12 protein-coding genes are annotated in these 13,649 nt (G+C 46.9%); 9 read left to right on the top strand and 3 right to left on the bottom strand.

From position 1 onward, the window contains the following. Positions 1 to 31 precede the first annotated feature (31 nt). From rpmB to EHO60_RS00210, 8 genes are all read left to right on the top strand, one after another. Positions 32 to 313: a 50S ribosomal protein L28 gene (rpmB, locus tag EHO60_RS00245; RefSeq protein ID WP_135766166.1), complete on the top strand. Its 282-nt coding sequence runs from the start codon at positions 32 to 34 to the stop codon at positions 311 to 313. Next, positions 264 to 983 carry an endonuclease III domain-containing protein gene (locus EHO60_RS00240; RefSeq protein WP_135766165.1) on the top strand — a complete coding sequence of 240 codons (720 nt, stop codon included), beginning with the start codon at positions 264 to 266 and terminating at the stop codon, positions 981 to 983. Before rpmB ends, EHO60_RS00240 begins: the two co-directional genes overlap by 50 nt. Positions 984 to 985: 2 nt before the next feature. Then, positions 986 to 1,411: an acyl-CoA thioesterase gene (locus tag EHO60_RS00235; RefSeq protein WP_135766494.1), complete on the top strand. Its 426-nt coding sequence runs from the start codon at positions 986 to 988 to the stop codon at positions 1,409 to 1,411. Between the two features lie 2 nt (positions 1,412 to 1,413). Continuing rightward, positions 1,414 to 1,860: a peptide chain release factor family protein gene (locus EHO60_RS00230; RefSeq protein WP_135766164.1), complete on the top strand. Its 447-nt coding sequence runs from the start codon at positions 1,414 to 1,416 to the stop codon at positions 1,858 to 1,860. A 10-nt stretch (positions 1,861 to 1,870) separates the two neighbouring features. Next, entirely contained in the window at positions 1,871 to 3,718 is a 1,848-nt protein-coding gene (gene uvrC, locus EHO60_RS00225; protein WP_135766163.1) for an excinuclease ABC subunit UvrC, read from the top strand. A 66-nt stretch (positions 3,719 to 3,784) separates the two neighbouring features. Then, a complete protein-coding gene (locus tag EHO60_RS00220; protein ID WP_135766162.1) occupies positions 3,785 to 5,974 on the top strand; it encodes an LIC11755 family lipoprotein in 2,190 nt (729 codons plus the stop codon). Further along, positions 5,971 to 7,395: an LA_2168 family protein gene (locus EHO60_RS00215; RefSeq protein WP_135766161.1), complete on the top strand. Its 1,425-nt coding sequence runs from the start codon at positions 5,971 to 5,973 to the stop codon at positions 7,393 to 7,395. Before EHO60_RS00220 ends, EHO60_RS00215 begins: the two co-directional genes overlap by 4 nt. Beyond that, positions 7,380 to 9,158, top strand: a complete 1,779-nt coding sequence (locus EHO60_RS00210; RefSeq protein ID WP_135766160.1) for a phospholipase D-like domain-containing protein — start codon at positions 7,380 to 7,382, stop codon at positions 9,156 to 9,158. The genes EHO60_RS00215 and EHO60_RS00210 overlap by 16 nt, the downstream gene beginning before the upstream one ends. Here EHO60_RS00210 and EHO60_RS00205 read toward each other — a convergent pair. Further along, positions 9,120 to 10,463, bottom strand: coding sequence for an O-antigen ligase family protein (locus EHO60_RS00205; protein WP_135766159.1), 1,344 nt, complete (start codon positions 10,461 to 10,463; stop codon positions 9,120 to 9,122). The genes EHO60_RS00210 and EHO60_RS00205 overlap by 39 nt on opposite strands. A 130-nt stretch (positions 10,464 to 10,593) precedes the next feature. Here EHO60_RS00205 and EHO60_RS00200 point away from each other — a divergent pair, with 130 nt between their 5' ends. Next, positions 10,594 to 11,895 carry a glycosyltransferase gene (locus EHO60_RS00200; protein WP_135766158.1) on the top strand — a complete coding sequence of 434 codons (1,302 nt, stop codon included), beginning with the start codon at positions 10,594 to 10,596 and terminating at the stop codon, positions 11,893 to 11,895. A gap of 9 nt (positions 11,896 to 11,904) precedes the next feature. Here EHO60_RS00200 and EHO60_RS00195 read toward each other — a convergent pair whose 3' ends face one another. Next, entirely contained in the window at positions 11,905 to 12,963 is a 1,059-nt protein-coding gene (locus EHO60_RS00195) for a glycosyltransferase family 9 protein (protein ID WP_135766157.1), read from the bottom strand. Beyond that, a complete protein-coding gene (locus EHO60_RS00190) occupies positions 12,960 to 13,562 on the bottom strand; it encodes a DUF4254 domain-containing protein (protein ID WP_135766156.1) in 603 nt (200 codons plus the stop codon). The genes EHO60_RS00195 and EHO60_RS00190 overlap by 4 nt, the downstream gene beginning before the upstream one ends. Positions 13,563 to 13,649: the final 87 nt, after the last annotated feature.

Genomic DNA, 13,649 nt, shown 5'->3' with positions numbered 1-13,649 from the left:
GCTTCCCCTGAAGGAAAATTATGGTCGCAATATGGCCAGAAAGTGTGTCGTGACAGGGAAAGGAACGATAGCAGGGAACAATGTCTCCCACTCTCACCTGAAAACCCGTAGAACTTGGAAAATCAATCTCATTAAAAAGAGGATTTTTTTGGAGGACGAAAACCGCTGGGTGACCGTACGTATTTCTACCCGCGCTCTTCGTACTCTTCGTAAAAAAGGAATCAAGGCCGCAATCAAAGATAACGGCGGTTCTCTGCAAGCTCTTGCCCCCAAAAAACACGTCGGAATCCAAAAACAGGCAACCAAAGCCTGAGTTTGTCCCCACACCTCAGTACATTTCCCGGATGCACTCCCTCTTGCAGGGAGAATTCGGGGAAGTTCGATCTCCGTTAGAATACCAAAAAGATTACGAATTCGCGATCTCCGTGATTCTGTCCGCGCAATGCACGGATGCCAGGGTCAACGAAGTTGCTCCTAAATTATTCTCGGCGTTTCCCACATTAGAATCGATCGCTAGCGCTCGGTCGGAACGTATCGAGGAGATCATCTATCCGACCGGTTTTTATAAGAATAAGGCAAAGTCCATTCTGGGATTTGCAAACAAACTTTTAAACGAAACCAAGGGAGTGCTTCCCAAATCCATTTCCGAACTGATCCGTTTTCCCGGAATCGGTAGAAAAACCGCGAACGTGGTACTCAACGAGCTCTACGGAATTTCGGAAGGGTTTGTGGTGGATACTCACGTAAAAAGGGTTTCCAAGAAACTGGGATTCACGAAAGAAACGGACCCGGTAAAAGTGGAAAAGGATCTCATGAAAATCGTTCCGAATAGGTTCTGGATGGATCTTTCCTTGTATTTTATCTTTTTGGGGCGACGATACTGCAAAGCGCATCGAACGTTTTGTGAGGAATGCGTTCTCGGAGAGATTTGTCCTTCCAGCGATCGGATCCGGCGAAAAACCAACCCTAGGAGTATAAAATGAATTTGGAAGTTTTTTTGGACCAAAAGCTGGAAGGGATGGAGCTCAGCACCCAGCATATCGTGATGTCCCGAGATTTAAACCAGCACGGATTTTTATTCGGAGGTCAGATGTTGGCATGGATAGACGAGGGTTGCGCCATGTATGTCATGGAAAAAATCCGTTATTCGAATATCGTTACGGTGAGCATGGACGATGTTGTATTTAAAAGTCCCGGTTTGTCCGGAGATATCATTCAGATTTTTTCCAAGATAGAAAAGATCGGAAAAAGCTCGATTACGATCAGGAACGCTTCCATTTCCAAAAGCCAAAAACGTAAGGAAGTCCGAGAAATCATCGATTGCAGGATCACGTACGTTTGTCTGGACGATTCCGGTAAGCCTTTTCCGTACTTTACCCAATTCGATTCCCACAAGCTTCTTTCCCACTAAACATGTCTTCGAAGTTTCCAGTTTCCCCGGAAAAGGATGCCGCGCTTTCGGCGAGAATGGATTCTTTGGGAATTTCGGAATCCGATCTGGAAGAAACGTTCGTCAGGAGCGGAGGGAAGGGCGGTCAGAACGTAAATAAGGTATCCACCGCAGTACGTCTTTTTCACAAACCCACAGGTACGGAAGTGAAATGTTCCGTGCATAGAACCCAGGGATTGAATCGTTACAAAGCCAGAATTTTGTTATGCGAACGTTTGGAGGAGGAAAAAAGAAACTCGGCTAAAATAGAGGATCCTACGCACGCCAAAATTCGAAAAGCCAAGGCGGACCGAGCTAGGCGGGCAAAGCGGAAGGCGGCTTCTAAATCCGCGTCTAGCGCGCTTAGACGCGAAAAAAATCCGGAGGAAGACTGGAAAGAGGAGTACGGAGAGGATTGGGAAGTCCAATAAGAAAGGATCTATGGCCGAAGTCTTAAACCACAATCTGATCGTGGAAAAATTGAAGAACCTTACCGGTTCTCCCGGATGTTATCTCTGGAAGAATGGGGAAGGCGAAATCATCTACGTAGGAAAGGCCAAAAACCTGGATAAGCGGATCCGCAGTTATCTGAAAGAAAATCATACGGATCTAAAAACCCGATTTCTCCGCAACGAAATCGCGGACTTGGATTGGATCGCCACATCCACGGAAAAAGAGGCTCTCATTTTGGAAGCCACTTTGATCAAGAAGCATACTCCTAGATATAACGTCCGTCTAAAGGACGATAAGAAATATCCGTACATCTGCGTTTCTCTTTCCGAGCCTTATCCTATGGTATCCGTGACCAGGAAATTAAAGGATAACGGAGATCGATACTTCGGTCCTTATACGGATGTGAAGACGACTAGAGAAACCCTCGACGTGGTTCTCAGGATCTTTCCGATCCGGAAAACGAAACAGGTCCTACCGTTGCCCAAGCCCCGCAGGCCTTGCTTGAATTTTCAGATGAAGCGTTGTCTCGGTCCTTGCCAAGGAAACATTCCCGTCGAGGAATACAAATTAGTGGTGGACCAGGTCATCCAATTCTTAGAGGGAAAAAAGGACGGTCTCGTCTCCGAACTGACCCGACGGATGGACGAGTTTTCCGAAAAATTGGAATACGAAATCGCGGGTCGTTATAGGGACATGCTTCTGAAGCTGCAATTCTTCCGCCAAAAGCAGACGGTCGTCAGTCTAGACGGAGGAGACGAAGACGTAATCGCCTTTGCTAGAAAGGAGGACGAGGGACAGGTCGTGTTGATGGAAGTCAGGGGAGGACGTCTGGAGTCCAAGAAATCTTTTCCAATCCAAGGAATGGCAAACTCCTCGGAAGACGAGATTCTCTCCTCTTTCTTTCGGGATTACTATATGAGCGCCGCTTTAGTTCCCTCTCATATCGTCGTTCCTTCCGCTCTGAAGGAGGAGGCCGAAACCGTTTTGGATTTTCTGCAGGAAAAGACGGGTTTCCGTCCTAAATTACGTTTTCCGAAAGCAGGTGAAAAGAAATCCCTTTTGAAAATAGCGGAAAAAAACGCCGAATTAGGCCTGACTGAGCGCTTACTTGCGACGCAGTACCGGGATCAAACCGTCGCTTTAAAGGAGATCCAAGAGATGTTCCGTCTGAAGGAGCCGCCTCATATCATAGAGTGCTATGATATTTCCCATTTCCAAGGATCCTTCCCCGTCGCCAGCGGTGTCATCTTTGTGGAAGGAAAACCTTTTAAACAAGGATATAGAAAATACAATATCCGAGGGTACGAAGGGATCAACGACCCCGGGATGATGCACGAAGCGATTTCCCGTCGTCTCCAAAGAATCCTAAACGAAGACGGGGTTCTGCCCGATCTCGTCGTAATCGACGGCGGCCCGACGCAACTCGGCAAGGCATGCGAGGCGGCTGTAGAAGCGGGAGTGCCGGACCTTCCGATGGTAGGACTCGCTAAAAAGAGAGAGGAAATCTATTTTCCGGGACAATCCGAACCCTATACTTTCGATATGAATTCTCCGGGAATGAAATTGCTACGTCATGTCCGTGACGAGGCTCATAGATTCGGAGTGGAGCACCATCGCTCTAGACGGAACCGGGAAGCGTTGCGGAGTCTGATCGAAGACGTTCCAGATATCGGTTTAAAAAGGAGCAAGTTGTTGCTCCGCTCCTTCACGGGACAAAAAAGAATCGAAGAAGCTACCGTGGAGGAGTTGAAGAAGGTGCCCGGAATCGGAGATGCACTTGCGGAAAAAATTTTCCGTCATTTCCATTCGGAGAGTATTCCGACACAATCGGAGTGAGTTTTTAAAATTTTTCGTTCCTGAGCTCACGTTCTTCCCACCCGCCGATCCAAGCAGGTGGAAAGAATGCAAAAAAGAATCAATTCTATCTTCTCGAGTTCCTTTCGGCTCTGGCTCGCGCTTCCTTTCTTTTATTGTAAGATCTCTGAAAAAGAACGGCTTTGGTTCGAACTTCCCGTTCAGAATCCTTTTCATCTCAATTACGATCCGGAAGCCAGAGAGAACCCGAGGAGCATCCCCGTTCGAATCCTTACTTTAGATTCCAGAACCTGTTTGCAATCGGGAGAAGTTCCAGGCTATGCGTTCACGTTTTGCTTGTCGGACGCGGATCGGTCCATAAACAGCACATGGGAAAATTCGATCGAAGCATGGCGGCGAAAGGAGATATCCCCGGAACGTACCGTTTATGACTCCGTCGATCGGAACATTTCAGCGAGTATCGGAACGTTTAAAATCAACGAGGTCCGGAAGAGGATCGTAAAAAGCGGATTCGGGATTTTGGGAAGCGGGGAACTCAAAAAGGACTCTTCGGACGGTATGTTTTGGGACAGGAGAAGATATGTTAGAAAATTCCACGAGCCGGGTTTCAGTCTTTTTCGATTGGAGGGAAACGAATGGTTTTGGGTATTTCCTCCAAGCGAGTCTTCCGGTGTTTATCTTACCCTTAAGATTCTACTTCCGCCTGGATTGGATTCCGATTGGACGAATCGTCTGGGGTCTATTCCTTCCACGAACGAGAAAATACTCGCGAATTGCAAGGCGGACCTGCCTGAGATTTCCGAAATTTTCGGAGAGACCGAATCCGTATCCGGAAGGTGGATAGAACTTTATAATCCTTATCCGCATCCGATATGCGAATTCGGATTGCAATTCGTCTTATTCGGAAATCGGGTTTCTCTTCCCGCTTCCGTCGGATTTTTCGCTCCCGGTGAATCCAAGGTCTATGCGGAAGAATCCTCCATCCTGGAAAAAATTCTCTTAACAGGAATTCGTTGGGGAGACTTGAAACGAAACGGAACCTTGCAACTTACAAAGGAAGGAAGCGTTTCCGAACGGGTTCTTCCGGGTGGAGGATACCGTTTCGGAGAAGAATCGTATTCCTGGAAGAGGAGCGGTTTTTCGGACTGTGGCGCCCCGGAACGAACGAGTTTTTTGCCCGAGTCCTATTGTATGGATCCAGGGAGGCCGAGCGAAAGGTTCGCTTCCGACGACCGACGAATCGGTCTCTGCGACGCGAGAGAATTTCGGATAGAAGAAATCAATTTTCTGGGAGCTTATCGGGATGGGAAGTTGCGTCCGGATTATAAGTTCATAGATTTAGAATATACGGGCCTTACTAAATGCGACTCTTCGGATCTAGAACTCTCTTTCGGCTCGACGAATCTGCCGATCTCCGCGCGAAGCCTTTTGCAACCGGGGGCGATTTTGACCGTAGGGGCGATTCCTTTTCTGTTCGGAAAGGCTGAACTTTCTTACCGGAACCTTTCGAACTTAAAAGGAACGGACTCGATCCGAATCAGAAACAGAACCTCGGGAAGCGAAAAAAACCTTTGGAACGGGGAGTTTCGAGGACCTGAGTCTGCGTACGATCGTGTGGCCCTCGAAATTCCGGGAACTGCGACCTCTTCCTTATTAGTCAGGGAGGAAAAGGTATACATACCGAAAAAGGAACTGCCTCCGGACGGACTCCATCCCAGTCATCGATTCTTTCCTGGAAGGAAAACCGAGTTTGATTTCTCCGGATCTGCTACGATTTCGGAAGTTTCTTGGGCCGGTTCTTATAGAGGAAACGAACCTATATCCGGGGATCGCTTTTTAGAGGTTCGGTCGGAAAACCAGGAAGTTTCCTCCGCAGTATTGCAGACTCAGACGAGCGGAGGAGGGATTTCGAGTATTCTTTTCCCGATAGAGAAAGGTTGGTCTCTTTTGTCTTCAGGAAAACTGACCTGCTTCCCGAATTCGGTTTCTTGGACGGAGTCGAATTTTTCTCTTCCACAAACGGGTGGGAATGTACTCCGTCTTTTGGATCCGATCCGGGGAGGGGTTTGGGGAGAGTTTCGGTATACGTCCGCCGGGCCGGGAAAAAACGACACCAGAGGAAAAATCAGAAGATCCGCTTTTTTCCTCTTGGAACAAGGCGGAACGGAAATTTGGAAAGATTCGGATTTGCCTATTTTTCCGGGAAGGTCGGAGGGTTGCGAAGGAACGCACGCTAGTCCAGGAGCGCCGAACGCCTTTCCCGCCGAGGTAGGATGAAAGTCCGTTTCATGGTATTCCTCTGTCTGATTTTCCCCTCTGTTCTTGTCGCCGAAGCAGAATCGGACGAAGCCAAGATCAGAATCAGCACATTCGGATTTAAGACCCAAGGCAGGAGAAATCTTGTCGAAAAAAATCAAACGCAAACCGAAAGGTTCGGCGGGATTGCTCTACCGTTTTGGATCCGGTTTCGGGCGAATTCCGAAAAAGAGGATTGGAAGGCAAACCTGGAGTTGGACGCGGTCTCTACCGGAGAAGACAAACTCAGGATCCTTCCCGGAAAAGAAGCGTATCTTGCACTGTATTCGAAAGGATTTTATTGGGGGTTCGGTAGGAAATCGGACCCAAATTCTCTTCCGAGTCGGTTTCATTGGAACGACGGCGTAGAAGGCTTCTTTGTGGAAACGAAGCGATCCGAACGCTATCGAATCCGTTTCGACGCGCTGGATTTCTACCGCGGATTTCCGTTGGCGGAGAACAGATGGCTGATTTGGCAGGGAAAAGATTCGTATTTACCCGCATCCGCTAGGAAAGAATTAGGAGCAATGTCGGAAAAGAGCGACGCTCTTTCGAAAACAAAATTCAGATATCGGACAGGAATCGGGTTCTGGGGGAAGGAAAATTCGGGAGTATTTTATAATTTACAAATACGTTATTTATCTTTGGGGAACTGGGGAAGATTCGGAGAGGAGACCTCGGAAGCTAGGTCTTTTTCTTCGTTAGGAGATAAGGATTATCTTTCTCATACGAAAGTCGGCCTAGGTTACCTTCTCGAATCCTTTTATGTTTTGGGAGAAGGCCTGGCGTCTAGAGGCCTGGACAAAACGGCTACCCATCCGCAGAGACCTCAAAAGAGCCTTCCTATCAGCGGGGAGGCGTTACGGATAGAGACAGGCGTTTTCGGGAGCGGATGGTGCGTTTCCCTGTACGGGTTTCTCCCGAATGGGGACCGCAGGAGTAAAAACGGGGAAATACTGGAATTGGGATTCGTAGGTATGGGCACCTCACCGCTACCGAACCCTCTCTTAAATCAGATATGGGGTTGGACACCCGGAGCTTGGGTTACGGGGGCAGGGTTGGAAAAGGATTCCACCCGGATTCCGAGCAAGCGACCGTCCGGAATATTCGGAACTCAGGGATCGTTCAAATTCGGAAACCTACGTTTGGAAATTCAATCCAGCTATATCCAATTTTTATCGGATACAGGAGCATCGAGCGGAGCATGGTCGATTTCTCCGAAAGGTTTTTCCGGCTCTTTTATGAGAGAAGGAAGTATCGCAATCGGATGGGCCAAGAGAGAAGGAAACGTTCCGGACCTGCAATTGGATCTGGGAGGGATCGAATCCGACCGGAATACGGGAATCAAGCAATGGTATTTGCTCTTTAAATTCGGCTGGGAGTTTTCATGCGTTCCAAAATAATTTTACTCTCTCTCATTTCGTTCGCATGCACATATTCCGAAACCGATCCCGCTTTTTTGGGAGAGTTTCTGAGCAATGATTTTCCGAAGGCGTTCTTTTCCTTTCCGGGAAGATTTACGCCGGTCGGAAAGAAGAGAACGGTAAGAGACGAAATTTTAAGGCTAATCCGAAATTCGAAAAAATCGATTTATCTTCACGTTTATTCTTTCGAGGACCCCGAGATCGAGGCGGAGATTTCCTCCGCGATCAAAAGAGGGGTAAGGGCGGAGATTTTAGGAGAATTCGGAAAATCCTATCCGGACGTATTTTTGCCCTTTTTGCGTTATTGGAAGGGAACGGGATTACAACACACAAAGGTGCTGGTTGTGGACGAGAGAACCGTATTTATCGGAACCGGAAATTTCACCCATTACGGTTTGGAAAGGGATCATAACGGGTACATAGAATTCGTTTTGAAGGACTCGGAAAAGGATTCCTTTTTCGCTTTTTTACGGGAAGAATATCCGTTTCCGAAATTGCGCCTGAGTTCTCTGGAATTCAGGAATTCCCCACAGCAAGGAAAGTTGATCCAGTTTGTCCTCACAGAATCGGTCCGAATGGCTAGAGAGAAAATAGAGGTCCTCATTTTCGACCATTACGACTCCGTTTTAAGTTCCGAATTTTCCAGATTCGATCGAAGAGGCGGACACCTTGGAGTGGTCTATGATCGCCCAGCCGATCCCGAAGCGTTTCATTTGGGAAGATTGTCGAACGCCGCCGTTTGGGAGGACGGAAACGAAGACCGTTTAGACGACGCTAGTTTCGGAAAAGGCGGTTTGCTGCATCATAAAACCATGTTGGTCGATTTTTCCACTCTTCTTACGGGATCCTATAATTATTCCGTTAGTGCCCGGGATTCCAATCGGGAGATACTCATTCGAACGGAAAATCCCTACTTGGTTTCGGAATTTCAAAAGGAAGAAATCAGAGTACGGAACTTCGCTATCCCTCTGTTTCCGAGCGAAAAATCTTCGGAGGTCCGCCTTCGGAACGTGGATAAAGCCGGAATCTGTGTTTTCGATTCGGAGGGAGCCGAATTTTTCGGGGATGTAGGAGGCGGTTTTTTTCGATGGAAACCGTATTATAAATTTAAGATCGGACAAGTCTGTAAGGAATGGAAGGATTTCGAGGATGTCAGCGTTCGCTTATTCGGTGGAAAGTCTGAATTTCCGACGGAGTTTTTCGACTTTTTACCGTCTACGATCTCGGACCGTGCCGGGAACATCTTGTTTTCTAAACCGAGTTCGCTTTTAGGGGAGGAGTTTCTTTCCCTTTTATCGAAGCCGATCTTATTTCTACGTCCCGAGTTTTTTGCGGAAAGCGATTTTAGTTGGTCTTGGGAAAGTTCGGACAACGATTTACTGAAAGCGCTTTCGCTTCCTTCCTTGCCAACCTCGGCTTGGATTCTTTCCAGGGGAAAATTGCCTCTCAAGAGTGTGGTCCTTCCTTACGGGGCCTCGTTTCGGACGATTGAACCGATTCCGGCTAACGCAGTCGTTGTTTTGGATTCCGGGAATTTCACTCTGCTGTTCTGCACAAAATCCGAAACTTCTAAACTGACTTGGATGGAAGAGTTGGCCACTTCTGCTTACGAGATTTCCCGTCCAGTCTCCGTTCCCGATAAATACCTTCCCTGGGTCGAACGTTCCGACGAAAGATTTTTCGCCGATTTCAACCGACCGTTTTTAAGCAGAAACCGTCTTTGTGTTTCCGGAATCCGATAAGGAAGTTTCCATTCTAACAAAGGTACCGAGTATGAGCCAGAATAAGATCACCACTTCGTCGTCCTGGAAATAACATTGAAACAATCCGGAGACGAAAAATCCGAAGACTCCGTAATACAGAACTAGATTTTCAAAAGGTTGTTTGGAGGAGAGTAGGGAATATCCGAAAATTCCGGCAATTGCTAAATACAAAAACAGGGCGGGAAGTCCGAAAACGGCAGCGAAATGGAAATAATCGTTATGTGCGTGCCCGCGTTGGGTAACTTCGTAAAAGTAAGAAAGTTCAGGATATTTCTCGGAATGCTCTTTTCGAACGACTTCTATCGATCGATTGTAATTTCCCGGACCTACGCCGATCCAAGGATGTTCCTGAACTAAAGGAAAGGTGGAATCCCAGATAAAAGTTCTACCGGAATCGGTATGCTTCTCTTTTCCGAAAATCGGACCGAGCACCTTCTTTCCCGCAGGACTAAACGCGAGACCGAGGCCTAAAATAGCGGTTAGAAGAAGGAAGGCGAATCCGCCTTTGACCAGATAAGAACTCGGCAATTCCTTTCGGATCCAGAACAAGTGGATGGTCGCGATCAGAATGGAAACGGATGCCCCGATCAGACTGGAGCGAGCTTGGTTCAGGAGCAATACGAAGACGTAAAGTGCAAGTAGAATCCCGCTCTGTAAGAGACGCTTTCTGTCGGAATATTCCAGATCCTTGAGACACCGAAATACGGCAAATCCCGAAAAAAATTGGAGCAAACCACCGAAAGTCAAATGGGTGTTCATGAGACCAATCGTAACGTACATCGGAATCTTTGCAAACGACCCTAAAGGATGAGTAAACTTATAAGCGGTGGAATCTCTGTAGAGGTCGGTGACTAGACGGGATAAACGAACGGGAGAAAAACCCCCGATGACACCGGTCACGATCAGTACTAGAAATAGGAGGAACATTCCGTTCCGGACCTTCGGAAGATCCTCTTCCCGTAAAAACCAAATCGCCAAAAAGCCGAAAAACAGGAAGAAGTCCTTTAATTCACTGTCGAAGGCTCTTTTCGGATGATTGGCGTCCTGGTCGGAAATCAAATGAAGGAAAAAATCCGAAAAATACCAGGAAAAGAGCAGGAGGGATGCGTAGAAAAGTGGATGGTGAGGAAACCATTGCGAAAGCGGGCGATTCCGAACCGTATCCGAAAACCCGAAGCCGAAGGAGAGTACTAGAAAAGCTTGGCTCAGACTTACGGAAATTCCGATCGTAAAAAAAGTGGCGAGCAGACAGAATAGATGCGCCTTACTTAAAAAACCTTTCATGAGAGAAAACGTCCGTTACAGATTGCCAATTCCCGATTCCCTGTAAATTCGATTATTTTTCCCGACATAAAGTAGAATGGAGTGGAAAAATCCCGGATTACGAAGAGATTGGTTCCCCGTCAGGACTACAATGAAGATCCTTTATTTTTCGGATACATTTCTTCCCAAAATCGACGGAGTAGCAATTTCCATGAAGAATTTCGCGGAATTGCTTGCGGAAAGAGGACACGAGTTCGTCGTTTGCTGCCCAAGATACGGAGAAGGTGACTTCGACCAGATGGGAGAAAAGATTCGAATCGAAAGATTTCGCAGCGGCTATCTGCCCAGTTATCCCGACATAAAGGTGGTCCTGCCTTCTCCCGCAAAGATCAAACGGATCATCAAGGAATTCCAGCCGGATTTAGTTCACATCCATACCCCGGGCCTCTTGGGATTGTACGGAATCAACGCGACCGAAAGATACGGTATTCCCAGTATCGGAACCTACCATACCCTAATGTCCGAGCAGGACATGTATCTTTCTTTGTACAGACTTCTCAAGTTGGATAAACTTTTCATGAAGGTGGGGAAGTTAAACAAAAAGCTGCGGATCAAGGATTTGATAAAATTCGAGAAATTCGACAGGTTCAATATTCGGAAAAAAATCATTCTAAAAATCACGAATAATCTGTACGATCGTTGCGATCTCATCATCTCTCCTTCCCATCTGATTAAAAAGCAATTAGAGGAATTCGGCCTTAAAAAACCTGTGGCGGTGATTTCCAACGGATTGGATTTATCTCAGTTCAAGGGACAACCGAAAAAATTGGAAAGCGACGACTCCCTGAAATTACTGCATGTGGGGAGGATTTCCTACGAAAAGAACTGCGATGTGATCATCAATGCCTTTAAGATCATCAAGGAACAGCTTCCCGGATCGAATCTGACGATCATAGGAGACGGGCCTGCCCTCGGTTCCCTGAAATTGCAGGCGGAAAAATTAGGAATCGGCGATTCCGTTATTTTTAAAGGTTTTATCGATCGAGAAAAACTTCCGGAAGAATATCCGAATTACGATCTATTTTTAACCGCCTCCACGATGGAGACCCAAGGTTTGGTGATCTTGGAATCCATCGCTTGTGGCCTTCCTGCAGTAGGAGTAGATTCTTTTGCGATCCCGGAATTGGTCCACGACGGAAAGAACGGTTTTATCGCTAAGCCTTTCGACGTGAAAGGAATCGCAGAAAAAGCGATCTCGATTCTTAAGGATCCGGAATTGTATTCCAGTTTTTCCGTCGAATCGATTCGGATCGCGCAGAGTCACGAGATAAAAGCTTGTGTGGATAGAATGGAAGACGCCTATAAAGCTGTGGCAGATCAAAAGGGGAAGAAAAAAAGTAGGTCCTTATTGAATATGATCTTTTCCCTGGATCCTTTCGGGATTTTCGGATAAAGTATAGTATTAGAAAAGCGTGTTGATGTTGATAATAACGTTGATACGCTTGATCACGTCCTCCGGTGTGATCCATTCCATGCATGCGAAGTCCTTTCGAAAGCAGGTAGTGTTGCCGTATATGCTACACGGCCGACAGGAAAGATCTTCGATCTGAAGCACTCCCGTGTCCTCCTGCCCGAACGGTGCGAATCCGGAATAGGGGTGAGTAGTGCCAAACAAAGCCACTACCGGACGTTTTAACAATGCAGCGATGTGGATATTGGAGGAATCCATTCCGATGATTACGTCCATGCGCTCCATGATTCCCAACTCGCCGCGGATTCCTAATTTTCCTCCGGAAACGATCGTCATGGATTGGTCGCCGTTTCTCCATTCTTCCATGAGAGAGGCTTCCTGAGAGGAACCGAATAAAAATATCCTGATATTCGGAAATTCATCCTTCAACAACTTCAGTAGGGCGATACTTTTTTCGTGCGGCCATTCCTTCAACTTGTGTCCGGCAAACGGAGCATATCCAACCCAAAGGCCTTCTTTTTTGTCTATCTTTCTGGAGTTCAAGAAATCCTTCGCGAAGATTTTGGATTCGGGGTCCACATTGATCCACGGACCCTTTCTGACGGAAGCAGGATATCCAGCCTTCTCGAAGACTTTTAGGTACCGATCCACGGTATGAGGGAGTTTCCGCAGTATTTTCCTGTTTTTCCGGATCTGTCTCAATTTTTCCCTTCTTCCCTTCACGATCTGGAATACGGGAACTCCTCTAAATCGGAAAAAAAGACTGATGAACCTGGATCGAAGACTGGAGTGAAGGTCCACGATTTTCTCGTAAGGACCGAGCTTATTCAATTCGCGGAATAGGCGGTAGAGTCCTTTGATTCCCTTATATTTTTTGAGATTGATCCCTACCACATGAACGTTCGGGATATTGTAGAAAAAAGGAGCGTAATTCCCTCTCGTAACGACGGTTAATTGTATATTCGTATACTTCGATACGATGGCTATCAAAGCCGGAGCCATCAAGGCGACATCTCCCATCGCGGAGAATCGAAGGACGAGAAGATTCATGCTTTATGAGAATACAGAGAGGGATTGAGATTCTGGTCGTTGTACATTTTCATCTGTCGATACACTTTGTAAAACTTTTCCCCTTTTTTCAGATCCTCTAAAATCTGGTCCAAACAGAGGGAGAGATCCTTTCTTTGCTCCAGGAGTACGTCCAGCTTAGCCTTACATTTTTGGAGATGCTCCGAAGATACGTCGTTTCGACGAGTTTGCTCTTCCATATGATAGATCTTGAGTTCCAGAATGCTCATACGATCGATGAGCCAAGCAGGGGTCTCGGAGTTCATTCGAGCTCCCGGTTTGAGAGGAATCTCTTGGAATAATGCTGAAATCCGATCGTCTATCGATTCTACCAGATCGGTTCTTTCCTGATTCAGGGAGTCGATCTGCCTTTTGAATTGGACCAACTTGGAATCCGGGAGGTCAGGTCTCCGAATTTCGTCTTCCACATGCCATTGGACCGTGTCGATTTGATTCTTTTTGTAAAGTAAGTGCTCTAAATCGGAAGCGGGATAGGGGTTCACCGATAAAGACTCGTTTGCATGCCAGTCCTGGACGGATTTTTGAAAAATCGAGACCACGGAAGCCGAATCTAACTTCATCTGGCTAGAATTTCCCTTTAAATCCAGAAATCAAGAGATTTCCACCGAAAACGACCGCGCTTTTCAATTCCGTTTCGAATCCGTTAC

The sequence above is a fragment of the Leptospira fletcheri genome, from assembly GCF_004769195.1.
In the GTDB taxonomy this organism is placed as follows: domain Bacteria; phylum Spirochaetota; class Leptospiria; order Leptospirales; family Leptospiraceae; genus Leptospira_B; species Leptospira_B fletcheri.
Note: the sequence above shows the minus strand (reverse complement) of the source record. Positions and strands in the feature narration are given on the sequence as shown.

Coding starts and splice junctions, on each gene's coding strand:
- EHO60_RS00230 (WP_135766164.1), top strand. CDS start 1,414: ATGTCTTCGAAGTTTCCAGTTTCCCCGGAAAAGGATGCCGCGCTTTCG.
- EHO60_RS00210 (WP_135766160.1), top strand. CDS start 7,380: ATGCGTTCCAAAATAATTTTACTCTCTCTCATTTCGTTCGCATGCACA.
- rpmB (WP_135766166.1), top strand. CDS start 32: ATGGCCAGAAAGTGTGTCGTGACAGGGAAAGGAACGATAGCAGGGAAC.
- EHO60_RS00215 (WP_135766161.1), top strand. CDS start 5,971: ATGAAAGTCCGTTTCATGGTATTCCTCTGTCTGATTTTCCCCTCTGTT.
- uvrC (WP_135766163.1), top strand. CDS start 1,871: ATGGCCGAAGTCTTAAACCACAATCTGATCGTGGAAAAATTGAAGAAC.
- EHO60_RS00190 (WP_135766156.1), bottom strand. CDS start 13,562: ATGAAGTTAGATTCGGCTTCCGTGGTCTCGATTTTTCAAAAATCCGTC.
- EHO60_RS00205 (WP_135766159.1), bottom strand. CDS start 10,463: ATGAAAGGTTTTTTAAGTAAGGCGCATCTATTCTGTCTGCTCGCCACT.
- EHO60_RS00195 (WP_135766157.1), bottom strand. CDS start 12,963: ATGAATCTTCTCGTCCTTCGATTCTCCGCGATGGGAGATGTCGCCTTG.
- EHO60_RS00220 (WP_135766162.1), top strand. CDS start 3,785: ATGCAAAAAAGAATCAATTCTATCTTCTCGAGTTCCTTTCGGCTCTGG.
- EHO60_RS00200 (WP_135766158.1), top strand. CDS start 10,594: ATGAAGATCCTTTATTTTTCGGATACATTTCTTCCCAAAATCGACGGA.